The organism is Blastococcus sp. SYSU DS0828, assembly GCF_054050975.1.
Genome location: NZ_JBJHAK010000012.1, coordinates 88766 through 112274, shown reverse-complemented (window position 1 = coordinate 112274; position 23509 = coordinate 88766). Strand labels below are relative to the sequence as shown.

Here is a 23509-nt window from a genome sequence, read left to right as displayed (position 1 = left end):
GCGTCGCCCGGACGGGGGCGTCACCGCCTCGCGCGCGGAGGCGGTGACGCGCGGGCCGGCGCCCGCCAGGATCGCCGGGTGCACACTTCCGACCGGTCGCTCCCGACCCCCGCCGCGGTCCTGCTCGTGCTCGGCGCAGCGACGTGGGTGCCGTCCCGCTACGGCGTGATGACCACCTGGGACGGTGCATGGCTGGGTCTGCACTACGTCGGCTGGAACCGGGTGGCGCTGCTCCCGCTCGCGCTGCTCGCCGCGGGCGCGATCGCGGCTGCGCGAGCGGCCGCCGCACGTGCCGCCGAGGTCGGCTGGTCCGTCGTCGCCACCGGCTTCGTCCTCTCCTGGCTCGGCGTCGGCGTGGAGTTCGTGCTGGGCGGCGGTCTGCGCGGCGGGCCGCGGGAACTGGCCGTCGGCGGCTGGACCCTGTACCTGGCGGGGACGGCGGTCACCGCCGTCGGCGCGCTCGTGCTCGCCGCCGCACTCGCCAGGTGGCAGCCCAGCACTGCGGCGGCGGCCGCGGTCGCCGCCGTCGCGATCCTCGCCTGGCCGCCGCTGCTCGCCGCCGGCCTGGACGGCGTGGCCGTCGCGGACCAGCTGCTCGGCGGGCTCTCCTGGGCGGCGGTCGGCGTGCTGGGCCGGTCGCGGTCCAGAAGCGTGCCGCTGCCCGCGGCCGCGTGAACAGGCTGCCTACCGCGCGGCGAGCCGCAGCCGGACGGCGCGGTAGGCGATGCCGACGGCGAACACGAGGACGCCGCCGACCACCGCCTGCGCGGGCAGTGCGGCGACCAGCACCAGGCAGCCGACCGCACCGAGCACCTGCAGCGGCCGGGGGAACCGGCGGTGCGCGCGGTCCTGGGTGAAGGCCGCGGTGTTGGCCACGAAGTAGTAGAGCAGCACGCCGAAGGAGGAGAAGCCGATCGCGCCGCGCAGGTCGACGGTGAGCACGAGCAGGCAGACCAGCGCGGCGAGGGTGAGCTCGGCGTGGTGCGGCACGGAGAAGCGCGGGTGCACCGCGGCCAGGTACCGGGGCAGGTCGCCCTGGCGGGCCATCGCCAGGCCGGTGCGCCCGATGCCGGCGACCAGCGCCAGCAGCGCGCCCAGCGCGGCCGCTGCCGCGCCGACGCGGACCACCGGCTCCGCCCACGCCCACCCGCCGGCGTCCACCGCCGCGGCCAGCGGTGCCGAGGTGGCGGCGACGCCGCCCGGGCCCAGCGTGGCGAGCAGGGTCACGGCGACCACCGCGTAGACCGCGACGGCGATGCCCAGCGCCAGGGGGATCGCCCGGGGGATCGTCCGTCCGGGGTCGCGCACCTCCTCGCCCATGGTGGCGATCCGCGCGTAGCCGGCGAAGGCGAAGAACAGCAGGCCGGCCGACTGCAGGATCCCGTGCAGCCCGCCGTCGGTGAACGTCCACGCCACCGGCCCGTCGGCGGCCGTCGCACCGCCCAGCAGGCTCGCGGCGACCGCGACGGCCAGCGCGGTGAGCACGACGGCAACGATGATCCGGGTCAGCCCGGCGGTGCGGGTCACGCCCCGGTAGTTGACGGCGGTCAGGCCCAGCACCGCGGCCACGGCCACCGGCCGCTCCCAGCCCGCCGGTGCGGCGTACGCGGCGAACGTGAGCGCCATGGCCGCGCAGCTGGCGGTCTTGCCGACGACGAACCCCCACCCGGCCAGGAACCCCCACCACTCGCCGAGCCGCTCCCGGCCGTAGACGTAGGTGCCGCCGGAGGTGGGGTACTGGGCGGCCAGCTGCGCCGACGCCGTCGCGTTGCAGTAGGCCACCACCGCGGCGACGGCGAGCCCGATCAGCAGGCCGGCCCCCGCGGCCTGTGCGGCGGGGGAGAAGGCGGCGAACACCCCGGCGCCGATCATCGAGCCGAGCCCGATGACGACCGCATCGCCGGTGCCCAGCCGGCGGGTCAAGGCGGGACCAGTGCTCACGGCGCTCCTCGGTGGTCCGGCGTCGACCGACGATAGCGGGCGGGTCAGTGGTGGGCGGCCGGCTCGTGGTGGCTGTGCGCTGCGGTCTCGAGCTGGAAGGTGGAGTGCTCGACGGCGACCGGGAAGTGCTCGGCCAGGCAGGCCTGGAGCTGGTCGAGGACCTGCGGCGCGTGGCCGTCGTGGAAGCAGCCGTCCTCGACGACGACGTGCGCCGAGAGCACGGGCAGCCCGCTGGTGATCTGCGAGGCGTGCAGGTCGTGCACCCCGAGCACGTGCGGCAGCGCGAGCAGGTGCGTGCGGACGGCGTCGAGGTCCAGGCCGGGCGGGCTGCTCTCCAGCAGCACCGACACCGTCTCGCGCAGCAGCGCCAGGGTGCGCGGGACGATCAGCGCCACGATGACCAGCGAGGCGACCGCGTCGGCGCGCTGCCAGCCGGTCAGCGCGACGACGACCGCCGCCACCAGGACGGCGACCGAGCCCAGCGCGTCGTTGACGACCTCCAGCAGCGCCGCCCGCATGTTGACGTTGCCGCTGCGCCCGCCGCGGGCGAGCACCACGATCCCGGCCACGTTGGCGGCCAGCCCGATCCCGCCGAAGACCAGCACGGCGGTGGGGGTGATCTCCGGTGGGTCGGCCAGCCGACCGACCGCCTCGACCGCGATGTACCCGCCCACCGCCAGCAGCACGGCGGCCTGCAGGGTCGCGCCGAGCACCTCGGCCCGCCGGTAGCCCCAGGTGCGCTGGGACGTCGCCGGCCGGAGGGCCAGGGTGGCCGCGACCAGGGCGATCGCGAGGCCGGCGGCGTCGGTGGCGGCGTGCGCGGCGTCGGCGAGCAGGGCGAGCGAGCCCGAGACCAGTGCCCCGACCAGCTGGACGACGAGCACGCTCGCCGTCAGGGCCAGCACGACCACCAGGCGCCGGCGGTCGCCGGGGCCGCTGGCGTGGGCGTGAGCGTGGGCGTGGGCGTGCCCGCCGCTCACCGCGTGGTCCCCGGGCCCCCGCAGCAGCTGTCCACCTCGGCGTCCGGACCGGGGCGGGTGGGCGCGCAGCAGCCCTCGCCGCGCCACGCCTCGATGCCTTCGCGGAGGGCGACCGCCGCGATGACCAGGCCGGCGACCGGGTCGGCCCAGCTCCAGCCGAGCCAGGCGTTGAGCACCAGCCCCGCGAGGACGGCGGCGCTCAGGTAGGTGCACAGCAGCGTCTGCGTGGAGTCGGCGACGACGGCGCTGGACCCCAGGGCCCGGCCGGTGCGGCGCTGGGCCCAGGAGAGGAACGGCATGACGACCAGGGAGACGGCGGCCAGGCCGATGCCGACCGGCGAGGCGTCGGGGTCGCCGCCGACCAGCAGCGCGCGCACCGACTCGAACGTGACGTACGCGGCCAGGGCGAAGAACGAGCAGGCCATCAGCCGTAGCGCCAGCCGTTCCCGGGTCTCCGGGAGGTGGTGGCGGAACTGCCACAGGATGATCAGCCCGCTGGAGACCTCGACGACGGAGTCGAGCCCGAACCCGACGAGGGCGACCGAGCCGGCGACCAGCCCGGCGGTGATCGCGATGACGGCCTCGACGACGTTGTAGGTGACGGCGGCCCCCGCGAGCAGCTGGGCGCGACGGCCCAGCCGGGCGCGTTCGGCTGCGATGGGGGCGGGAGCGGTGGTCGCTGCGCTCACCGGGGTGCCACCTCGCCGTAGGTGGGGCAGAGGGTGACCGCGTCCCCCGTGGCGGCCAGCAACCGCTCCGTGGCGGCGAGCAGCTCGAGGACCTCCGGCGTCGCCGCCAGCGACCACAGCGACGCCCGCCCCTGCGGGCGGGAGGTGACCAGGCCGCAGTCCCGGAGGCAGGCCAGGTGCGCCGAGACGGTGGACTGGGCCAGCCCCAGGTGGCGGGTGAGCTCGACGACCTTGTGCTCCCCGAGGGCGAGGTGGCGCACGATGGCGAGCCGGCTGGGGTCGCCGAGGCTGCGGAACAGGCAGGCCGCAGCGGTGAGGGCCGCCGCCTCGTCGACCGGGGCCTCGGCGCGGGTGTTCCGGCCGTCGCCGGCCACGATCATCGTCATGCGGCGATGATAGCGCCATCGACCAGGCGTTCCGCCTCAGCCGGCCACGTACTCCGCGAGGTGCTGCCCCGTGAGGGTGGAGCGAGCGGCGACGAGGTCGGCCGGGGTGCCCTCGAAGACGACCAGGCCACCCTCGGACCCCGCGCCGGGACCGAGGTCGATGATCCAGTCGGCGTGCGCCATGACCGCCTGGTGGTGCTCGATGACGATGACGGTCGTCCCGGCGTCGACCAGCCGGTCGAGCAGGCCGAGGAGGTTCTCGACGTCGGCCAGGTGCAGGCCGGTCGTCGGCTCGTCGAGGACGTAGATCCCGCCCTTCTCCGCCATGCGGGTGGCCAGCTTGAGCCGCTGCCGCTCGCCGCCGGAGAGGGTGGTGAGCGGCTGACCGAGGGTGAGGTATCCCAGCCCGACGTCGGCGAGCCGGTCGAGGATCGCGTGCGCCGCGGGCGTGCGCGCCTCCCCACCGCGGAAGAACTCCTCGGCCTCGGCCACGCTCATCGCGAGGACCTCGGCGATGTTCCTGCCGCCCAGCGAGTACTCCAGCACCGCGGCCTGGAATCGCTTGCCCTCACACTCCTCGCAGGTGGACTCGACCGTGGCCATGACGCCGAGGTCGGTGTAGATGACCCCGGCGCCGTTGCAGGTCGGGCAGGCGCCCTCGGAGTTGGCGCTGAACAGGGCCGGCTTCACGCCGTTGGCCTTGGCGAACGCCTTGCGGATCGGCTCCAGCAGGCCGGTGTAGGTCGCCGGGTTGGACCGGCGCGACCCCCGGATCGCCGACTGGTCGACGACCACCACGCCGTCCCGGCCGGCCAGGTTGCCGTGGATCAGCGAGCTCTTGCCGGAGCCGGCCACGCCGGTGACGACGGTGAGCACGCCCGTCGGGACGTCGACGTCGACACCGCGCAGGTTGTTCTGCCGGGCGCCGCGGATCTCCAGGGCGCCGGTCGACGTGCGCACCTCCGGCTTGAGGGACACCCGGTCGCCGAGGTGGCGGCCGGTGCGGGTGCCGCTGCGGCGCAGCTCCTCGACGGTGCCCTCGAAGACCACCTCGCCGCCCTCGGTGCCGGCGCCGGGGCCGAGGTCGACGACGTGGTCGGCGATCGCGATCGTCTCGGGCTTGTGCTCGACCACGAGCACGGTGTTGCCCTTGTCGCGCAGCCGCAGGAGCAGGTCGTTCATCCGCTGGATGTCGTGCGGGTGCAGCCCGATGGTCGGCTCGTCGAAGACGTAGGTGACGTCGGTCAGCGACGACCCGAGGTGGCGGATCATCTTGGTGCGCTGCGCCTCGCCGCCGGAGAGCGTGCCGGCCGGGCGGTCCAGGGACAGGTAGCCCAGCCCGATCTCGACGAAGGAGTCGAGGGTGTGCCGCAGCCCGGCCAGCAGGGGCCCGACGGTGGGCTCGTCGAGGTCGCGCAGCCAGCCGGCGAGGTCGCTGATCTGCATCCGGCAGAGGTCGGCGATGTTCTTGCCGCGGATCTTCGACGACAGGGCCTCGGCGCTCAGCCGCGTGCCGTCGCAGTCGGGGCAGGTCGTGAAGGTGACGGCCCGCTCGACGAAGCGCCGCACGTGCGGCTGCATGGCGTCGACGTCCTTGGCGAGCATCGACTTCTGGATCTTCGGGATGAGGCCCTCGTAGGTGAGGTTGACCCCGTCCACCTTGACCTTGGTGGGCTGCGCGTGGAGGAGGGTGTGCAGCTCCTTCTTCGAGAACTCGGCGATCGGCTTGTCCATGGGCAGGCCGGCGCCGCTGAAGACCCGGCCGTACCAGCCGTCCATGCTGTAGCCGGGAACGGTGAGCGCGCCGTCGGACAGCGACTTGCGGTCGTCGTAGAGCGCGGTCAGGTCGATGTCGGTGACCGAGCCCATGCCCTCGCAGCGCGGGCACATGCCGCCGAGCCGGGTGAAGGTGACCTTCTCGGCCTTCGTCCCGGCGCCGCGCTCGACGGTGATGGCCCCGCTGGCCGACACCGAGGGCATGTTGAACGAGTAGGCGTTCGGCGAGCCGAGGGAGGGCTCCCCGAGCCGGCTGAACAGGATGCGCAGCATCGCGTTGACGTCGGTGGCGGTGCCCACCGTCGAGCGCGGGTTGGCGCCCATCCGCTCCTGGTCGACGAGGATCGCCGTCGTCAGGCCCTCGAGGACGTCGACGTCGGGCCGCGCCAGCGACGGCATGAAGCCCTGCACGAATGCGCTGTAGGTCTCGTTGATCATCCGCTGCGACTCCGCGGCGATCGTCCCGAACACCAGCGAGCTCTTGCCCGACCCGGAGACGCCGGTGAACACGGTCAGCCGCCGCTTGGGGATCTCGACGGTGACGTCCCGGAGGTTGTTCTGCCGGGCCCCGACGACCCGGATCAAGTCGTGGCTGTCCGCGACGTGCGCGGTCGGCGACTCGGTCAGCGTGCTCATCGTGCCTCCATCCGTGCGGGCCCCCGCCGGCGTGGCGAGGGCCCGCTGTCTACCAGCGGCGTCCGACAGGGGTGACTGCCCGGGGCGGTGGTTCTCAGCGGAGCTCCTGGATGCGGACGGTGTTGCCGGCGGGGTCGCGGAAGGCGCAGTCGCGCACGCCGTAGGGCTGGTCGGTCGGCTCCTGCATCACCTCGGCGCCGGTGGCCTGGATCCGGTCGAAGGCGCCGTCGAGGTCCTTGGTGGCCAGGACGACCGACGCGTAGGTGCCCTTGGCCATCATCTCGGCGATGGCGCGCTTCTCGTCCTCGGTGATCCCGGGGTCGGCGGTCGGCGGGTGCAGGACGATCGACGTCGCCGATTCGTCGGCCGGGCCCACGGTGAGCCACCGCATGCCGTCGTAGCCGACGTCGTTGCGCAGCTCGAAGCCGAGGGCGTCACGGTAGAAGGCCAGCGAGGCCTCCGGGTCGTCGTGGGGGAGGAAGGTGTGGTGCACGGTGAGGTCCATGGCGGTCACGCTAGGGACGGCGCGGCTGCCTGCGCTTCTCGATTCCTGACCGGTCTGGTCACCTGCTTCGCGGTGCACGAGGGCATCCCCGCCGTCGCCGCTGCGGCCTCGCGCCGGTAGGTGCTCGGCGGCACCCCGACCAGCTCGGTGAAGCGGGTGCTGAAGGTGCCCAGCGACGAGCAGCCGACCGCGAAGCAGACCTCGGTGACGGTCAGGTCGCCGCGCCGGAGCAGCGCCATCGCCCGCTCGATGCGGCGCGTCATGAGGTAGGCGTAGGGGGACTCGCCGTAGGCGCGCTTGAACTCCCGGCTCAGGTGCCCGGCCGACATGTGCGCGCCGCGGGCGAGCGCCGCGACGTCCAGCGGCTGGGCGTACTCCCGGTCGATCCGGTCGCGCACGCGGCGCAGCCGCACGAGGTCGCGCAGGTGCGGGTCCGCGGCCGGTCCGCTGGTCACGCGCAGGATCGTGCCACGGAGCGCCGCCCGCGTCAGCGGTCCAGGCGCTCCCGGTACCGCGCGGCCCGCCGGGCCGCCGCCGCCCGCTTCCGCTCGCTCTCGGCCCGCTGGCTCGCGAGGCCGGCGCGGTCGCGGGCGGCGGTCGCGGTGCCGGCGGGGTAGCCGGCCTTCACCACCCGGTTCTCGGTGGTCTCGGGCATGTAGGCGAGCGAGAAGATCAGCCCCAGGAAGATCCCGCCGCCCGCGACCGCCAGTCGCAGCCCCAGCGGCGCGGGGAGGAAGGCCACGACGAGCGCGATGGGGACGGACAGCTGGACCAGGGTGCGGACCACGTGCCGCGCCCACCAGGTGCTCGTGGTGGTGTCGTGCAGAACCCAGCCCCGGTGCCGCTCGGGGAGCCCACCGCCGAGGGCGTACCAGAGCCACCGGTGCGGAGCCGGGCGGACCACGGGGTCCCTCCGCGCGGCGTCCGCCTCCCCGGGGACGTCGGTCCTGGCCTCGCCGTCGCTCACGGTGCCATCGTCCCAGGGCCGCCGACGGGGCGCTGGCCCCCGGCGCCGTCCTGGCTCACGTCCGCCCCGTCGGCCCCCTCCAGGGCACCGCCCCGAGCGTGCGAGGGGTGGGGAGGAGGGGTCCTCTTTCAGCGGCCGAGGTGGCGGTAGCGGTGCAGCCGCGTCCGGAAGCGCTCGGTGTCGTCGCGGCCGAGCAGCCCGGCCAGCTCCTCGCCCAGCACCCGGCCCAGCCGCAGGCAGAACTCGGTCGGCTCGTCCGCGGCGTCGGGTCGCTCGGGCACCACCCGGTCGACGATCCCCGCCCGCCACAGGTCCGTGGCGCGCACGCCCTGGGCCGCGGCCATCTCGTCGGCCCGGTCCACGGTGCGGTGCACGATCGCCGACGCGCCCTCGGGCGGCAGCGGGCCGAGCCAGCCGTTGGCCGCGGCCAGCACCCGGTCGGCAGGCACCAGCGCGAGCGCCCCACCGCCGGTGCCCTGGCCGAGGAGCACGGCCAGGGTGGGTGCCTTCAGGACGACGAGGTCGTGCAGGCAGCGGGCGATCTCCCCGGCGAGCCCGCCCTCCTCGGCGTCGCGGGAGAGCGCGGCGCCGGGGGTGTCGATCAGCGTGACCAGCGGCAGCCGGAGCTGCTCGGCCAGGTGCATGCCGCGGCGGGCCTCCCGCAGCGCCGCCGGGCCCAGCGGCGCCGACATCGACTGCCCGCGCCGGTCCTGCCCCAGCACCACGCACGGGGCCCCGCCGAAGCGGGCCAGCGCCAGCAGCAGGCCGGGGTCCTTCTCGCCGGCGCCCGTGCCGGAGAGCCCGACGACGTCGGTGGCCGCGGTGCGCAGCAGCCGGCGGACACCGGGGCGGTCCTCGCGCCGGGATGCCGTCACGACGTCCCAGGCGGTGCGGTGGTCCTCGGGGTCGTCGGCGTCCGTCCCGTCCGCCGGCGTCGGGCGTTCGGCGTCCCGGACGTCGACGTGCCAGGTCTGCCGGGCCGAGAGCACGCGCAGCGCGCGGTCGGCGACCTCGGCGATCTGCTCGGGCGGGACGACGGCGTCGATCAGGCCGTGCTCGGCCAGGTTCTCGGCGGTCTGGACGTCGGCCGGGAACGGCTCGCCGTACAGCGCCTCGAACACCCGGGGGCCGAGGAAGCCGATCGAGGCGCCGGGCTCGGCGATCGTCACGTGGCCGAGCGACCCCCACGAGGCCAGCACCCCGCCGAAGGTGGGGTGGCGCAGGTAGACCAGGTAGGGCAGCCCCGCCTCCTTGTGCCGGGCGATGGCGGCGGTGATGCCGATCATCTGCAGGAAGGCGACCGTGCCCTCCTGCATGCGGGTGCCCCCGGAGACCGGCGCCGCCAGCAGCGGCAGCCCCTCCTCGGTCGCCCGCTCCACCGCCGCGATCAGCCGCTCGGCGGCGGCGACCCCGATCGACCCGGCCAGGAACCCGAACTCCCCGGCGACGACGGCGACGCGGCGGCCGCGCAGCCGTCCCTCCCCGGTGATGACCGACTCGTCCTGCCGGCTCTTCTCGGCGGCCCGGGCGAGCTCCGCGGCGTAGCCCTCGGCGACGTCGCGGGGCGGGATGGGGGAGTCCCACGACTGCCACGACCCGGGGTCGAGCACCAGATCGCGCAGGGTCCGGGCGTCCGGGCGGGCCGCCCCGCCGGTCACGCCACCGGACCGTTCAGCCAGGCGCGGATCGCGTCGCCGTCGGCGCCCAGCACCGGGGGAGCGGTGTGGTCGCGCCGCGTGGTCTCGGTCTCGCCGTCCGGTCCGGCCGAGAAGAAGCGCAGCGGCGGCCCGGGTAGCCGGAGGTCGCCCAGCGTGGCGTGCTCGACGTCGACCACCAGACCCTGCGAGAGGGTCTGGTCCCAGCCGTAGACCTCGTCGATCGTGCGCACCTTGCCGGCGGGGATCCCGGCCGCGGCCAGCCGGGCGAGCAGGTCCTCGGGGGAGATGGCGGCGAAGGCCTCCTCCAGCAGCGCGATCACCTGGTCGCGGCGCTGCACCCGCTCGCCGTTGGTGGCCAGGCCCGGGGCCTCGGCGTCCAGGCCGAACTCGGTGCACAGCTTGCGCCACAGCGACTCGCTGCCGCAGGAGAGCTGCACGCTGCCCCCGGCGCAGCGGAACAGGCCGTAGGGCGCGATGGAGGGGTGGTGGTTGCCCTGCGCGCGCCCGACCTGCCCGGCCACCGTCCACGCCGTCCCCTGGAAGGCGTGCACGCCGACGATCGCGGCCAGCAGCGACGTGCGCACCACCTGACCGCGCCCCGTCCGCCCCCGCTCGATCAGCGCGGCGAGGACGCCGTAGGCGCCGTACATGCCGGCCAGCAGGTCGCCGATCGGGACGCCGACCCGCTGCGGCTCGTCGGGCCCGGGGCCGGTGAGCGACATCAGCCCGGCCTCGCCCTGGGCGATCTGGTCGTAGCCCGCCCGGCCGCCCTCCGGGCCGTCGTGGCCGAACCCGCTGATCGCCAGCGTCACCAGCCTCGGGTTGAGCTCGGCCAGCACGTCGGTACCGAAGCCCAGCCGCGCCAGCGTGCCCGGGCGGAAGTTCTCCAGCAGCACGTCGGCGCGCTGGAGCAGCCCGGTCAGCACCGTCTTGTCCGCCTCGTCCTTGAGGTCGAGGGTGATCGACTCCTTGTTGCGGTTGGCCGCCAGGAAGTAAGTCGACTCGCGCTCGCCGGAGTCGGGCTCCACGAACGGCGGCCCCCAGCCACGGGTGTCGTCCCCCGTGCCCGGGGTCTCCACCTTGATGACGCGGGCACCGAGGTCGCCCAGCATCATCGCGGCGTGCGGCCCGGCGAGGGCTCGGGTCAGGTCGACGACGAGGACGCCGTCCAGCGGTCCGGGCATGGTGTGCTCCCTCGCTCGGGGGCGCGGCCGCGGCGGCCGCGTCCCAGAAGTGTCTCAGCGCTGAGGTATTTCTGGCAAAGGTCCTGCGCAGGGGGTCACAGCCAGCCGGGGACGACGAACACCAGCCACGACAGCAGCGGTCCGACGGCCACGACGATGGCCGCGTAGGCCAGGATCTGCTTGTAGAAGCGGTCGCGGTCGACGTCCTGGGCGTTGGCCAGCACCAGCGCGCCGTTCGTCGAGAACGGGCTCACGTCGACGATCGTCGAGGCCACGGACAGGGCGACCACGACACCGATGGCGCTGATGTCACCGGCCTCCAGGAACGGCACGGCGAGCAGGATGGCGACGCCGATGATCGCCGTCGACGAGGCGAACGCCGACACCACGCCGCCGATGTACGCCAGCAGCAGGGCGATCAGCAGCGGTACGCCGAGCCCGATGACCGCGTCGCCGACGTAGTCGATGGTGCCGGCCTCCTCCAGCACGAACACGAAGGTCAGCACACCGGCGATCAGCAGGATGGTCGACCAGCTGATCTGGGTCACCGCGCCCTTGTGCTGCTGCGCGGAGAACAGCGCCAGGACGACGGCGACCGTGATCGCGACGAAGCCGATGTCCAGGTCGAAGGCGAGCGCCAGGACGGCGACGACGACCAGCCCGATGAGCGTCAGGATCTGCTCGAAGCGGACGGGCGCCGGCCGGTCGGGGTGGATGTGCTCGTCGTCGTCCCCACCGACGGCGGGGCCGGGCGCCGCACCGTGGCCGCGGACCAGCGTGCCGTGCGCGTGCTCGGTGTGCGCGAGCGGCTCGGCGGCCACCTTCCGCCCGAGCAGCTGCCGGCCGCCAAGGACGAAGAACAGGGCCAGCGCGATGGCGATGTTGAAGAAGAGCGCACCGAGGAAGACCGCCACCGGGCTGCTGGGCAACCCCTCGTCGGCCACGATCCGGTTCACGGTGACGCCGTAGACGCTGATGGGGGAGAAGCCGCCGCCCTGGGCGCCGTGGATGACCATCATCCCCATCAGGAGCGGGCTGATGTCGTGCCGCGCGGCGAAGGTGAGCGCGATCGGCGCGATGATCGCCACCGCGGCCGGGGAGAGCGCCCCGATGGCGGTCAGCACCGCGGTCACGAAGAACATGACCCACGGGATGGCGGCGACGTGGCCGCCGACCATCCTCACCGCGCCGCGGACCAGCAGGTCCACGGTGCCGTTGTTCTGCGCGATCGCGAACAGGTACGTGACGCCGATCAGCGTCAGCACGAGCCCGGCCGGGAACCCGCTGATGATGTCGTCGGTGCTCAGCCCCACCGACAGCGTGCCGACGACGAACGCGGCGACGAACGCCAGCGCCCCCATGTTGATCGGCAGGAACGTCGCGATCGCGAAGATCACGACCAGCGCGAGGATGGTGACGATCTCGGTCGACACGGGAACTCCCACGGCGTCGGGGGCTGGGGTGCGCCCACTGTGTCAGTGACCCGCCGGTAGCGCCTGCCATCCGCCCGACGGCGTCACCACCGCCGTCACCCGCACGTCGTGCGGCTCCCTCGGCAACCGGTCGACGAGCTCGTCGTCGAAGACGACCGCGACCAGCACCGCCTCCGGCCGGGCGTGCCGCAGGGCGCGGTCGTAGTAGCCGCCGCCGCGGCCCAGCCGCGTCCCGTCCCGGGCCACCGCCGTCGCCGGGACGACGACGGCGCCGGCCGCCGCGAGCGCGGCCGGGCCCAGTCGCGGCCCGGCCGGTTCGAGCAGACCGAACCGCCCGGGCACCAGCTCCCCGGAGTGCTCCGCCCAGTCCAGCTCCCGGCCGTGGGCGGGTACGACCGGGAGCAGCAGGCGGGCCCCGTCGGCGAGCGCCGCCGGGAGGTGGCCGTGCCCGGGCTCGGTCGCGTCGGGCACGAACGCGGCGACCGTGGGGACGCCGGCCAGCCGCCCGGCGAGCGTCGCGGCGACCGTCCGGGCGGCCGCCGCGCGCTCACGCGCCGGGCGGGACGCGCGCCGTCCCAGCAGCTCCGCGCGGAGCGCGGCCTTGGCCGCGCCCCACTCTGCCGACGTGCCCATCCGCGCAGGCTAGCTAGGCTGCGGAGCATGTCGATGCCCCAGACCCGTACGGCCCGGAAGGCGGTCATCCCCGTCGCAGGAATGGGCACTCGCTTCCTGCCGGCCACCAAGGCCGTCCCCAAGGAGCTGCTGCCGGTCGTCGACCGGCCGGCCCTCCAGTACATCGTCGAGGAGGCGGCCCGGGCCGGCCTGCCCGAGGTGCTCATGGTCACCGGCCGCAACAAGGCCGCCATCGAGGACTTCTTCGACCGCACCCCCGAGCTCGAGGCCGCCCTGGAGAAGAAGGGCGACGCCGGGCGCCTCGCGGCCGTGCACGAGTCCACCGAGGTCGCGCAGGTGCACTTCGTCCGGCAGGGCGAGGCGCGCGGGCTCGGTCACGCGGTGCTCCAGGCGGCCGCCTTCGTCGGGGACGAGCCGTTCGCCGTGCTGCTGGGCGACGACCTGATCGACGCCCGCGACCACCTGCTCGAGCAGATGCTGGCCGTCCAGGCCGAGCACGGCGGCTCGGTGATCGCCCTGCTCGACGTCGGCCGGGAGAACATCGACAAGTACGGCGCCGTGGCGGTCGAGCCGACCGCCGACGGCGGCGACGTCGTCGCCGTCACCGGCCTGGTCGAGAAGCCGCCGGTCGACGAGGCCCCCAGCAGCCTGGCCATCATCGGGCGCTACGTGCTGGCGCCGGAGATCTTCGACGTGCTGCGCGAGACCCCGCCCGGCCGCGGCGGCGAGATCCAGCTGACCGATGCGCTGGCCACCCTCGTCGAGCGCGGCGCACCCGTCCACGGCGTGGTCTTCGGCGGCCGGCGGTACGACACCGGTGACAAGCTCGACTACCTCAAGGCGGTCATCCGGCTGGCCGTCGAGCGGGACGACCTGGGCCCGTCGCTGCGCGGCTGGCTGCGCGACTTCGTCACGGAGCTGCCCGCCGAGGGCGCGTCGTCGTCCTGACCGGCGCCCACGAGGGCACGATCGGACCCGCGGCCCCGCGCCGGACCCGTCCGGGTCCGGCGCTGCCGCACGGGCCGGTGTCGGCAGACGGCACGGCGGGACGACGGTGGTGGGGATGTCCGGGCAGAGCGACGACGACAGCAACGGGGGCGGGGAGTTCCGGGGTCACCGGGACACCGCCCAGGTCGACATGCCCATGGCCCCACCCCGGCGGACCGGTCCGGTCGTAGCCCCGGTCGACCAGGTGCCGGCGCAGCGCGCCCTCACCGGCCCGGTGCCGCTGCCGGCCGACGGCCGCTCGGACGTCTCCCCGCACGTGCGCACCGTCGAGCGGCACCTCGACGAGATCCTCGCCGCGGTGCCGCAGCCGGACCCGATCGAGCTGGCCGTCCTCGACGCCCAGGGGCTGCTCTGCGCCGAGGACGTGGTCAGCCAGCGGGCGCTGCCGGCCTTCGACCAGGCCGCGCTCGACGGCTACGCGGCCCGCGCGGAGGACGTCGCCGGGGCCACGGTGGCGCAGCCGGTCGAGCTGCCCGTCGTGGGGGAGAGCGTGGCCGGTGCCAGCGCGCCGTCGTCGATCGGCCCCGGGCTGGCCATGCGGGTCGCCGCGGGCGCGATGCTCCCGACCGGTGCCGACGTCGTCGTCCCGGCGGTGTGGACCGACAACGGTGCGGCGCGGGTCGCCGTCCAGGCCGCGCCGCCGGTGGGCAGCTACGTGCGCCGCACCGGCGACGACGTCGACCCGGGGGACCCGGCCGTGCACGTCGGCACCCCGATCGGGCCGGCGCAGATCAGCCTGCTGGCCGCCGTCGGGCGGGACCGCGTCCTCGTGCGGCCCCGGCCGCGCGTGGCGGTGCTCAGTGCCGGCCCGGAGCTGGTGGACATCACCTCCCCTCTCACCCCGGGTCAGGTGGTCGACGTCAACAGCTACGCCCTGGCGGCCGCCGCCCGGGACGCCGGCGCCGACGCCTACCGCTGGGGCATCCTCCCCGGGGAGCAGCGGCGCCTGGCCGAGGTGCTCGAGAGCCAGCTGCTGCGCAGCGACCTGGTGCTGATCGCCGGCACCTTCGCCGGTGGCGGGTTCGACATGGTGCAGGAGGCGCTGGCCGGCCTGGGCGAGATGCGCTTCCGCCAGGTGGCGATGCACCCCGGTCCCGCGCAGGGCTTCGGCCGGCTGGGGCGCGACCAGGTGCCGGTCATCTGCGTGCCGGGGGAGCCGGTCGCCGCCCTGGTCTCCTTCGAGGTCTTCGTGCGCCCCGCCATCCGCCTGATGCTGGGCAAGCGGCAGCTGTTCCGGCGCACGGTGCAGGCGATCTCCGGGCAGCAGCTGCTCTCCCCGCTCGGGTACCGCCAGTACCTGCACGGCACGGTGATGCGCCACCCCGACGGCGGCTACGTCGTCGAGCCGGTGGGCGAGGCCACCGACGCCCTGCTGGCGCGGATGGCCCGGGCGAACTGCCTCATCGTCATCGACGAGGACGTCACCGAGGTGGCCGCCGGCGGGCTGGTCACGGTCATGCCGCTGCTGCTCGGCGGCTGACCCGAGCCCGCCGTGACCGATCCGCTGCTGCACCCCGGCTGGCCCGCCCGGCTCGCCTGGGGACCGGTGGAGCTGCACCCACCGCGCCGCGGGGACGCGGCGGAGTGGAGCCGGGTGCGGCTGGCCAACGAGGACTGGCTGCGCCCCTGGGAGCCGACCGCCGCCGTCTCGTGGCGGGCCCGGCACACACCGGGGGCGTACCGGGCGATGCGGCGGGTGATGGCCCGACGGGCTCGGCTGGGCACCGCGCTGCCGTTCGTGGTCCGGGTCGAGGGTCGGCTGGCCGGGCAGGTGACCGTGGACAACATCGTGCGCGGGGCGCTGCGGGCCGGGTACCTCGGCTACTGGATCGACCGCTCGGTGGCCGGTCGCGGGGTCGCCTCGCTGGCCGTGGCCCTGGTGTGCGACCACGCGTTCGGTCCGGCCGGTCTGCACCGGCTCCAGGCCGACATCCGGCCGGAGAACCTGCCCAGCCGGCGGCTGGTGGAGCGGCTCGGCTTCCAGCAGGAGGGGCTGCTGCGCCGCTACCTCGACATCGACGGCGACTGGCGGGACCACCTGGGCTACGCGCTGCTCGCCGAGGATCTCCCGCGGGGAGTGCTCGACCGCTGGCAGCGGTCGGGGCCGGGTCGACCCGTCGACTGATCGACTCGCGGCATAGCACGGGTGGTCGCCGTCGCGGGGCCGTGCGCGGCGGACACGCCGTCTCCCGTCACACCGGTCCCACAACACATCAGCGACACGCCCGCGCGCCTCCCGGTTCCCGGTGCCGTCCCTGCTTAGCCTCGCCTGGCGAGTGACTGATGTGACAGGTGGTGTCGTATGGGATCGGGTGTGCTTCTGGCAGCTCTGGTCGTGCTGTGGTTCGTCGTGCTGGTGCCCATGGTGGTGACCCGCGGCGACGCGCAGGAGGGCCGGGGCGAGCCTGCTGACTCGGGGCGGACCCTGCAGCGGCGTCGCGCGGCCGACGCCGTGCGGCACGCGGCGACCGAGCGGGTGTCGATCGACCGCGAGGTCCTGCGCACCACCGGCGAGCTCAAGGTGGACGTGCACGCGGTGCGCCGCCGGGTGCTGGGCGGTCTGGTGCTGCTCACCCTCGCGTCGCTGGCCGGCGCCCTGCTGGTCACGCCGTGGCTGTGGATCCTGCAGGCGGTCGCCACCGCCGCGACCGTCGGGTACGTGCTGGTGCTGCGCAAGGTGGCCCGGCGCGAGCGGCTCGCCGCGCGTCGCGCCGCCCGGGCGGCGGCGCGCCAGACCCTCCGCGCACCGGCGCGCCCGGCGCGCCCGGCCGCCCGGCCCGCTCCGGCGCCGGTCCAGCGCACGTCGCCGGAGGTGCACGAGACGGTCGCCCAGGAGGCGCTGCCGGCCCTGTCGCACCCCAGCATCCCGCTGGCCCCGGTGCACGCCCTGCGGCCTGGTCGCGTGGTGGCCGCGCGGACGCCGGCGCCCATGGGATGGCAGAACAGCGCCGTCGTCGGGCTGGACGACGACGACATCGGTTTCGCCGACATCGACGAGTACCGCCCGGCCCGGGCGGCCAACGGCTGAGAGACACCCCCTGCCCCCCACCGCGCGCACGCTCGCGGCGGGACCGTGCAGGGGGCCGGCCCCGCCCCGGTGGCGGGGCCGGGCGAAGCGGGCGGTAGTCTTTCCCGCGCAAGGGGCTGTGGCGCAGACCGGTAGCGCACCTCGTTCGCATCGAGGGGGTCAGGGGTTCAAATCCCCTCAGCTCCACCGGACGACGGACCGGCGCCGTCGGGGGTTCTTCCCCCGGCGGCGCCGTCGTCGTTGCGTCGGAGGGTCGATCGGCCGCTCCCGACCGCTAGGCTGCCCCGCGACACGGGGCCACGGCGTCCCCACGGGAGGCGGTTCCATGGTTCGGTCACCGGTCGGGGCCTCACCCGCCCCGCGGCGCGCGCGGGGGCGGGCCAGTGACAGCGCCGCCACCCGGCAGCTGATCATCGACGTCGCCGCCCGCGAGTTCGGCGAGCGCGGCTACGCCGCCACCTCGCTGAGCGACATCGTCGCCGGCACCGGCATGACCAAGGGGGCGCTCTACTGGCACTTCGAGTCCAAGGAGAGCGTGGCGGTCGCGGTCGTCCACCAGATGTTCGAGACGTGGCCGGTCATGCTGCGCGGCGTCCTGGACTCCCACGACGACGCGCTCGACGCCCTCGTCGCGGTCACGTACGTGGCCGGCCGCCAGTTCGCGACCGATCCGGTCACCCGCGCCTCCAAGCGGCTGATGGCCGAGCTGCCGCCGGAGGCGCTGGCGAAGCTGCCCCAGCCCTACGTCGGCTGGCAGCACGCGCTCACCCAGCTGATCACCCAGGGCCAGGAGCGGGGGCAGATCAGCCACCGGGCCGACCCGGTGGGCACCGCCCAGGTCATCGTCGCCAGCTTCTTCGGGATGCAGCAGGTCTCCCAGGAGCTGAGCGCTCGACGCGACCTGGAGTCGCGGCTCGACTCCTTCTGGGCGCTGATCCTCCCGCAGCTGCGCCCCGAGCCCCTCGCCTGAGCTAGCCGCCGAGGAACACCCGCCCCCGGGCGACGACGTCGTCGTCCTGCCCCAGCTGCACGGGCACGCCGTTCGATCGCCCGCTGCCGGCGTCCGTGCGCACCCAGGTCGGCCGGTCGAGCTCGGCGAACCGGTCGAAGGCGAGGTCCAGGCCGGCCAGCCGGGTGGCGGCTCCGGGCAGATCGGGGCGGTCCGTGACCGCGGCCAGCGCCGCGCCGACGAGGAGCATCCCCGGCAGGTGGTCGACCGGGTGGTCGAAGTAGGTCGGGTCGGTGAGGTCGACGGCGACCCGGGAGCGGTGGGCGAGGCCGTCGCCCTCGCCGGCGTCCCGCGGCCTGGGCACCAGTGTCCCGCCGCCGGCGCTGCGGTCCCGGCCGAGGGCCCGCAGCCGCGCGTAGACAGCCGGCGGCAGCCACGAGTAGTCGGCGTCGGCGGTCGCCCAGAGCTGCGCCCCGTGCCAGATCTCGGCCCGCAGCGACGCGCGGGACGGACGGCCCGCCCGCAGCCGGACGGTGGGCTGGACGACGGTCACCGTCCCGGCCGGGGCGGCTCCCCGGAGCTCGGCGAGCGGCGCGGCGAGCCGGGTGCTGATGCGGTGGAACACGAACTGCTCGCCCAGCGGGACGTCCAGCCGGCGGTGGGCCAGGCACAGCCCGGCCTGGCGGATCGTCTCGACGACCAGCAGCAGGTGGCCCACGGTCCCGGCCCGCCGGTCGTACCGGCCGTGCGCCGCCGGCCAGCGCGCCGCCACGGCGGTCCGGTCCCCCGCGAGGGTCGCCAGCTCGGTCGCCAGCACCTCGTCCGGCGCGGTCTTGTGCACCAGCGCCTGCTCGACGAGCACCCAGGTCGGGGAGCCGGCGCCGGGCGGCGCCACGGCGGGATCGTGCAGGGCGGGTCGTGCGGATGGCGGCGTCATGGGGTTCTCCGGTTCGGGAGCTGCGGCCGGGCTCGGCGCGTCGCGTCGAGTGTCGGCCAGAACCCGGCCGCACGGGGCGTTCCGGTACGCACCGGACCGGTGGGACGGGCGCACCGGGCGCGGGCGGGGCCGCTCAGTACCAGGAGGGGAACCACATCCGCTGCACCCACTCGCTGTGCGAGAGCGGCTGCCCGGTCAGCACCGGCCAGAAGAACGCGAAGGTGGCCACGACGATCGCGATGTACCCGCAGGCGGTGGCCAGGCCCACCCGCCGACGCCACTCGTCGGCGCCCGGCCGGCCCACGACGTCCTGGAGCAGCAGGGCGACCGCGAGGACGAAGAACGGCAGCGCGGGGGCCGCGTAGAAGAGGAACATCGTGCGCTCGAGGTTCACGAACCAGGTCAGCCAGCCCGCCGCGATCCCGACGGCGACGGTGAGGGCGGCCGGGTCCCGCCGGGCGACGATCCGCCAGAGCAGCCACAGCGTCGCCGGGGCGAAGAGGAACCACAGCGTCGGCGTCCCGAGCATCAGGATGTACCGGATGACCTGATCGCCCTCGGCGTCGACGAGGCCCTGGGGGTTCCACAGCAGGATCGGCCGGCCGGTGACCAGCCACGACCAGGGCCCGGACTCCCACGGGTGCGGGCTGGACAGGCCGTTGTGGAAGCGCAGCCACTCGGCGTGCTCGTGCCACAGCGAGCGCAGGGCGTCCGGCACCCACGGGAACGCGGTGTCCGGGTCCTGCTGCGCCCAGGCCCTGCCCTGCGAGGTCTCGCCGAGGAACCAGCCGGTGAAGCTGGCCAGGTAGGTGAGCACCGGGACGGCGGCCAGCGCCCACAGCGCGCCGGGCAACCCCCGGCGCGCCGCCGTCCGCGTGGGCCGGGGCGCCCCCGCCTCCCGCCACGCCGCGCGGTCCCAGAACAGCGACAGGACGGCGAAGAAGGCCAGGAACCAGACCCCGCTCCACTTGACCGCGCAGGCGCAGCCGAACAGGACACCGGCCGCGATCCGCCACCCGCGCGGGCCCAGCCGGAAGCCGGTGGCGCCGACCGGCGCGGCCGCACGCACCCGGGCGCGGACCACGTCCCGGTCGACGACCAGGCAGGAGACGGCGGCCAGCACGAACAGCTGCAGGAAGATGTCGAGCAGCCCGATCCGCGAGAGCGTGAACTGGAGGCCGTCGACGAGCAGCAGCACCCCGGCGAACAGGCCGACGACGGTCGAGCCGGTGAGCCGCCGGGCCAGCCGGAACAGGATGACGACGGCGATCGAGCCGGCCACCGCGGACGGGAAGCGCCAGCCGAACGAGTTGTAGCCGAAGGCCTGCTCGCCCAGCGCGATCAGCCACTTGCCCAGCGGTGGGTGGACGATGTAGGAGTAGCCGCGGTTGTACTCGAAGCCCCAGGTGAGCAGCTCCCGCGCCTGGGGTGGGTAGTACGCCTCGTCGAAGACCAGCGCCCGGGGGTAGCCGATGCCCCAGAGCCGCAGGGTCAGCGCCAGCGCGCCGAGGACGGCGGCGATCGTCCAGGCCGTCCACCGGTCGTCCGGCAGCGGGGGGACGACGTCGCGGCGGCGCGCGGGGGACGGCGGACGGCGCACCCGGGGGGTGGCCGGCTGCGGGGGCGCCTGCGGGTCCGACTCCGCCCGCCCGGGCGCCAGCACCGCCATGCGGTCAGGGTAGGTGGCGCAGCCACCGGTCCGGTCGTGACAGGCTCGACGGGTGAGCGGACGGCTGGTGCTGGGTGGGGCGCCCCTGGGGCAGCCCGGTGACGTCGGCCCGCGCCTGCGAGCGGCGATGGCCACGGCCGACGTGCTGGCGTGCGAGGACACCCGCCGGCTGCACCGCCTGGCCGCCGACCTCGAGGTCACGCTCACCGGCCGGGTGGTCACCTTCCACGAGTCGGTGGAGCGCGCGCGGCTGCCCGGCCTGCTGGACGCGCTGGCCTCCGGCGCGACGGTGCTGCTGCTCACCGACGCCGGGATGCCGTCGGTCTCCGACCCCGGGTACACGCTCGTGCGGGCGGCGATCGACGCCGGGATCCCCGTCACCTCGGTGCCCGGGCCCTCGGCGGTGACGACCGCGCTGGCGGTCTCCGGGCTGCCGGTGGACCGGTTCTGCTTCGAGGGCTTCCTGCCGCGCAAGGCGGGGGAGCGGCGCTCGACGTTCACCGCGCTGGCCGACGAGCGCCGCACGATGGTGTTCTTCGAGTCGCCGCACCGGCTGGCCGACGCGCTGGCCGACGCCGCCGCCGTCCTCGGCGAGGACCGGCCGGCCGCGGTCTGCCGCGAGCTGACCAAGACGTACGAGGAGGTGCGGCGCGGTGGGCTCGGCGAGCTCGCCGGCTGGGCGGCCGAGGGGGTGCGCGGGGAGATCACGCTCGTGATCGCGGGTGCGCCGCAGCGGGCGGTGGAGCTGACCGGGCCGGAGCTCGCCGCCGCCGTCGCCGCCGAGGAGGCCGCGGGCGCGACCCGCAAGGACGCCATCCGGGCGGTCATGGAGCGCACCGGCCTGCCCAAGCGCACCGTCTTCGACGCCGTGGTCGCCGCCAAGGCCACCTGACCGCAGCCGCTGTGCGCTGATCGGGGTCTCCCAGCGGCGACAGGCACCGAGAAGCGCACATCGGCGGCGCCTGTGGGCAGGCCCGACCCGCAGGTCGCCGCATCCGGCACGGTTCGGCGGTGCCCCGGCCCCCGATGCAGCCCCGACCTCTCCGCGGCGGCCCCTTCCGGGGCAGTGCTGCGGTGGCGCAAGGCCTGCTGACACCGGACCAGCTCCGCAGCAGCGCCTGGCGCCGGCTCTTCCGCGATGTCTACGTCCACCGCGACGTCGTGGTCGACCACGAGCCGCGCGTCCTGGCCGCCGCGACGCACGTGCGTCCGGACGCCGTCGTGACCGGCTGCAGTGCGGCCGTCCTCTGGGGCGTGGATCTCGCCGGGCCCGATGACGACGTGGAGCTGACCGCCTCCCCGTCGAACCGGCCGGTTCGGGTCGCCGGGATCCGGGTCCGCCGGGCGACGTTGGCGGGGGAGGACGTGCGCTGGTGGCTCGGCGCGCGGGTCACGAGTCCCGAGGCGACCGCCGTCCGGGTGGCGGCCGCCCTGCCGGGGGACGACGCCGTCATCGCGCTCGACCGCCTGGCTGCGGCACGGGTGATCGACCTGGCCGAGGTGCGGCGGCGGGCAGCGGTCGCACGCGGCCCGGGAGCGGCGCAGGCCCGACGCACGTGCGCGCTGGCCGACGGGCTCGCCGAGTCACCCCAGGAGACCCGCCTGCGACTGCTCGTCGTCCGCGGCGGGCTGCCCGTCGCCCAGTACGAAGTCCGTCATCGAGGGAGCTTCGTAGCGCGAGTCGACTTCGCGTGGCCCGAGTTGATGGTGGCTCTCGAGTACGACGGGGCGTGGCACGGCGAGCCCGGTCAGTTCGCCGGGACCGCCGACGACTCAACCGGCTCCAGGAGGCGGGTTGGCGCGTCGTCTTCGTGACTGCCGCGGACCTGCACCGACCGGCCGAGCTCCTCGCTCGCTTGGCCGCGGCTGTGCAGTTCCCGGGCGTACCGCGCCGCCGGTGACCCCGACAAGTGCACACTCCGTGGCGCGGGGAGGCGGCTACAGCCAGCCGTTGCGCTTGAAGCCGCGGTACAGCAGCGTGATGATCGTCGCGATCAGCAGCAGCACGGCCGGGTAGGCCCACGGCCAGCGCAGCTCCGGCATGTAGTCGAAGTTCATGCCGTAGATGCCGGCGATCGCGGTGGGGACGGCGATGATGCCCGCGTAGGCGGAGATCTTCCGCATGTCCTCGTTGTCGGCCATGGTCGTCCGCGCGAGCGATGCCTGCAGGATCGACGTGAGCAGTTCGTCGAGGCCACCGACCTGGTCCCGCACCCGGAGGGCGTGGTCGAGCACGTCGCGGAAGTAGGAGCGCATCGCCGCGGGAACGACGTCGACCGGCCGCTCGGCGAGCTTCTGCAGCGGGACCTCCAGGGGGGAGACCGCCCGTCGCAGTGACACCAGCTCCCGCTTGAGCTGGTACAGCCGGCCGATGTCGTCGGTGCGCTCGGGGCTGAAGACCGACGCCTCCAGCTCCTCGACGTCCTCCTCGACCGCGGCCGCCACCTCCACGAACGTGTCGACGACGAGGTCGGCGACCGCGTACAGCACCGCTGACGGCCCCAGGCACAGCAGTTCCTGCTGCTCCTCGAGCCGCTGCCGCAGGTGCGCGAGGCCGCCGTGCTCCCCGTGCCGCACCGTGATCACGTACCGCGGGCCGAGGAAGACCATCACCTCGCCGGTGTCGACGACCTCGCTGGTGGCGGTGAGCTCCTCGTGCTCCACGTACGTCGCGGTCTTGAGCACCATGAACAGGGCGTCGTCGTAGGGCTCCAGCTTCGGGCGCTGGTGGGCGTACACGGCGTCCTCGACCGCGAGCGGGTGCAGGTCGTACCGCTCGGCGATCGCTCCCAGCTCCTCCTCGCTCGGTGCGTAGAGGCCGAGCCACACGAAGCCGCCGCGCTCCTCGGCCATCCGCAGCGCGGCGTCGGGGGCCACGGCCTCCTGCCGCCGGCCGTCCACGTAGACGGCGCAGTCGACGACCGCGCCGTCGGCCGGGCGGCGGGTGGGCCGACCGTGCGGGAGGCCGGCCGGCTGGGGTCGCAGGGTCGGCGGGGTCGCCGCTGTCGCGCCGACGACCGGCCCCCGGGGGGCGGCCGGGTGCTGGTCCCGGGTGCTCATCGCGGGTGCCGCCTTCCTCGCGGGTCGTCGTCCGGGAGTAGGAGCGTAGGCGCGCACGGGGTACCCGGCC

General features: G+C 75.1%; 23 protein-coding genes and 1 tRNA gene. 9 read left to right on the top strand and 15 right to left on the bottom strand.

Annotation, left to right across the window (positions count from 1 at the left end; genetic code table 11):
• Positions 1–78: 78 nt before the first annotated feature.
• The gene (locus ACI79Q_RS11885; protein WP_456614742.1) at positions 79–675 is read left to right on the top strand and encodes a hypothetical protein; all 597 of its coding nucleotides are present in this window, start codon (positions 79–81) and stop codon (positions 673–675) included.
• Between the two features lie 9 nt (positions 676–684).
• Here the strand turns inward: ACI79Q_RS11885 and ACI79Q_RS11880 are convergent, their stop codons facing one another.
• From ACI79Q_RS11880 to ACI79Q_RS11825, 12 genes are all read right to left on the bottom strand, one after another.
• Positions 685–1941, bottom strand: coding sequence for an APC family permease (locus tag ACI79Q_RS11880; RefSeq protein WP_456612908.1), 1257 nt, complete (start codon positions 1939–1941; stop codon positions 685–687).
• A gap of 44 nt (positions 1942–1985) precedes the next feature.
• Positions 1986–2921: a cation diffusion facilitator family transporter gene (locus ACI79Q_RS11875; protein ID WP_456614741.1), complete on the bottom strand. Its 936-nt coding sequence runs from the start codon at positions 2919–2921 to the stop codon at positions 1986–1988.
• Positions 2918–3610 (bottom strand): cation diffusion facilitator family transporter, encoded by a 693-nt coding sequence (locus ACI79Q_RS11870; protein ID WP_456590884.1) that lies wholly within the window; start codon positions 3608–3610, stop codon positions 2918–2920. The genes ACI79Q_RS11875 and ACI79Q_RS11870 overlap by 4 nt, the downstream gene beginning before the upstream one ends.
• A complete protein-coding gene (locus tag ACI79Q_RS11865) occupies positions 3607–3990 on the bottom strand; it encodes an ArsR/SmtB family transcription factor (RefSeq protein WP_456595954.1) in 384 nt (127 codons plus the stop codon). The genes ACI79Q_RS11870 and ACI79Q_RS11865 overlap by 4 nt, the downstream gene beginning before the upstream one ends.
• A gap of 42 nt (positions 3991–4032) precedes the next feature.
• On the bottom strand, positions 4033–6408 hold the full coding sequence (locus ACI79Q_RS11860; RefSeq protein ID WP_456590883.1) for an ATP-binding cassette domain-containing protein: 2376 nt from the start codon (positions 6406–6408) through the stop codon (positions 4033–4035).
• Between the two features lie 94 nt (positions 6409–6502).
• The gene (locus ACI79Q_RS11855) at positions 6503–6913 is read right to left on the bottom strand and encodes a VOC family protein (protein WP_456590882.1); all 411 of its coding nucleotides are present in this window, start codon (positions 6911–6913) and stop codon (positions 6503–6505) included.
• 5 nt (positions 6914–6918) lie between these two features.
• Positions 6919–7368 (bottom strand): helix-turn-helix transcriptional regulator, encoded by a 450-nt coding sequence (locus ACI79Q_RS11850; protein WP_456590881.1) that lies wholly within the window; start codon positions 7366–7368, stop codon positions 6919–6921.
• 32 nt (positions 7369–7400) lie between these two features.
• On the bottom strand, positions 7401–7880 hold the full coding sequence (locus ACI79Q_RS11845; protein ID WP_456590880.1) for a DUF5313 family protein: 480 nt from the start codon (positions 7878–7880) through the stop codon (positions 7401–7403).
• Between the two features lie 128 nt (positions 7881–8008).
• A complete protein-coding gene (locus ACI79Q_RS11840; protein WP_456600634.1) occupies positions 8009–9538 on the bottom strand; it encodes a carboxyl transferase domain-containing protein in 1530 nt (509 codons plus the stop codon).
• Positions 9535–10722 carry a CaiB/BaiF CoA transferase family protein gene (locus ACI79Q_RS11835; RefSeq protein ID WP_456595932.1) on the bottom strand — a complete coding sequence of 396 codons (1188 nt, stop codon included), beginning with the start codon at positions 10720–10722 and terminating at the stop codon, positions 9535–9537. The genes ACI79Q_RS11840 and ACI79Q_RS11835 overlap by 4 nt, the downstream gene beginning before the upstream one ends.
• A gap of 95 nt (positions 10723–10817) precedes the next feature.
• On the bottom strand, positions 10818–12155 hold the full coding sequence (locus ACI79Q_RS11830) for an SLC13 family permease (RefSeq protein ID WP_456590877.1): 1338 nt from the start codon (positions 12153–12155) through the stop codon (positions 10818–10820).
• Positions 12156–12197: 42 nt separating this feature from the next.
• Positions 12198–12788: a 5-formyltetrahydrofolate cyclo-ligase gene (locus ACI79Q_RS11825; protein WP_456590876.1), complete on the bottom strand. Its 591-nt coding sequence runs from the start codon at positions 12786–12788 to the stop codon at positions 12198–12200.
• 27 nt (positions 12789–12815) lie between these two features.
• Here ACI79Q_RS11825 and galU point away from each other — a divergent pair, with 27 nt between their 5' ends.
• The 6 genes from galU to ACI79Q_RS11795 all read left to right on the top strand — a co-directional run bounded on the left by galU (position 12816) and on the right by ACI79Q_RS11795 (position 17794).
• The gene (gene galU / locus ACI79Q_RS11820) at positions 12816–13736 is read left to right on the top strand and encodes a UTP--glucose-1-phosphate uridylyltransferase GalU (RefSeq protein ID WP_456590875.1); all 921 of its coding nucleotides are present in this window, start codon (positions 12816–12818) and stop codon (positions 13734–13736) included.
• A gap of 115 nt (positions 13737–13851) precedes the next feature.
• Positions 13852–15276, top strand: coding sequence for a molybdotransferase-like divisome protein Glp (gene glp, locus ACI79Q_RS11815; RefSeq protein WP_456590874.1), 1425 nt, complete (start codon positions 13852–13854; stop codon positions 15274–15276).
• Between the two features lie 12 nt (positions 15277–15288).
• Positions 15289–15921 (top strand): GNAT family N-acetyltransferase, encoded by a 633-nt coding sequence (locus tag ACI79Q_RS11810; RefSeq protein ID WP_456590873.1) that lies wholly within the window; start codon positions 15289–15291, stop codon positions 15919–15921.
• Between the two features lie 189 nt (positions 15922–16110).
• Entirely contained in the window at positions 16111–16824 is a 714-nt protein-coding gene (locus tag ACI79Q_RS11805) for a hypothetical protein (RefSeq protein WP_456590872.1), read from the top strand.
• Between the two features lie 112 nt (positions 16825–16936).
• Positions 16937–17010 (top strand) — tRNA-Ala (locus ACI79Q_RS11800).
• Positions 17011–17149: 139 nt separating this feature from the next.
• Positions 17150–17794, top strand: coding sequence for a ScbR family autoregulator-binding transcription factor (locus ACI79Q_RS11795; RefSeq protein WP_456590871.1), 645 nt, complete (start codon positions 17150–17152; stop codon positions 17792–17794).
• A gap of 1 nt (position 17795) precedes the next feature.
• On the opposite strand, the gene ACI79Q_RS11790 is transcribed toward ACI79Q_RS11795, so the two are convergent.
• Together ACI79Q_RS11790 and ACI79Q_RS11785 are read right to left on the bottom strand one after the other, a co-directional pair.
• On the bottom strand, positions 17796–18668 hold the full coding sequence (locus tag ACI79Q_RS11790) for an AfsA-related hotdog domain-containing protein (protein WP_456600566.1): 873 nt from the start codon (positions 18666–18668) through the stop codon (positions 17796–17798).
• A 175-nt stretch (positions 18669–18843) separates the two neighbouring features.
• Positions 18844–20379, bottom strand: a complete 1536-nt coding sequence (locus tag ACI79Q_RS11785) for a dolichyl-phosphate-mannose--protein mannosyltransferase (RefSeq protein ID WP_456614740.1) — start codon at positions 20377–20379, stop codon at positions 18844–18846.
• Positions 20380–20431: 52 nt separating this feature from the next.
• Here ACI79Q_RS11785 and rsmI point away from each other — a divergent pair, with 52 nt between their 5' ends.
• Together rsmI and ACI79Q_RS11775 are read left to right on the top strand one after the other, a co-directional pair.
• Complete coding sequence (rsmI, locus tag ACI79Q_RS11780; RefSeq protein WP_456590868.1) at positions 20432–21271, top strand: 16S rRNA (cytidine(1402)-2'-O)-methyltransferase; 840 nt, start codon at positions 20432–20434, stop codon at positions 21269–21271.
• Positions 21272–21453: 182 nt separating this feature from the next.
• Complete coding sequence (locus tag ACI79Q_RS11775; RefSeq protein ID WP_456614739.1) at positions 21454–22194, top strand: endonuclease domain-containing protein; 741 nt, start codon at positions 21454–21456, stop codon at positions 22192–22194.
• Positions 22195–22317: 123 nt separating this feature from the next.
• Here the strand turns inward: ACI79Q_RS11775 and corA are convergent, their stop codons facing one another.
• A complete protein-coding gene (gene corA, locus ACI79Q_RS11770; protein WP_456614738.1) occupies positions 22318–23439 on the bottom strand; it encodes a magnesium/cobalt transporter CorA in 1122 nt (373 codons plus the stop codon).
• Positions 23440–23509: the final 70 nt, after the last annotated feature.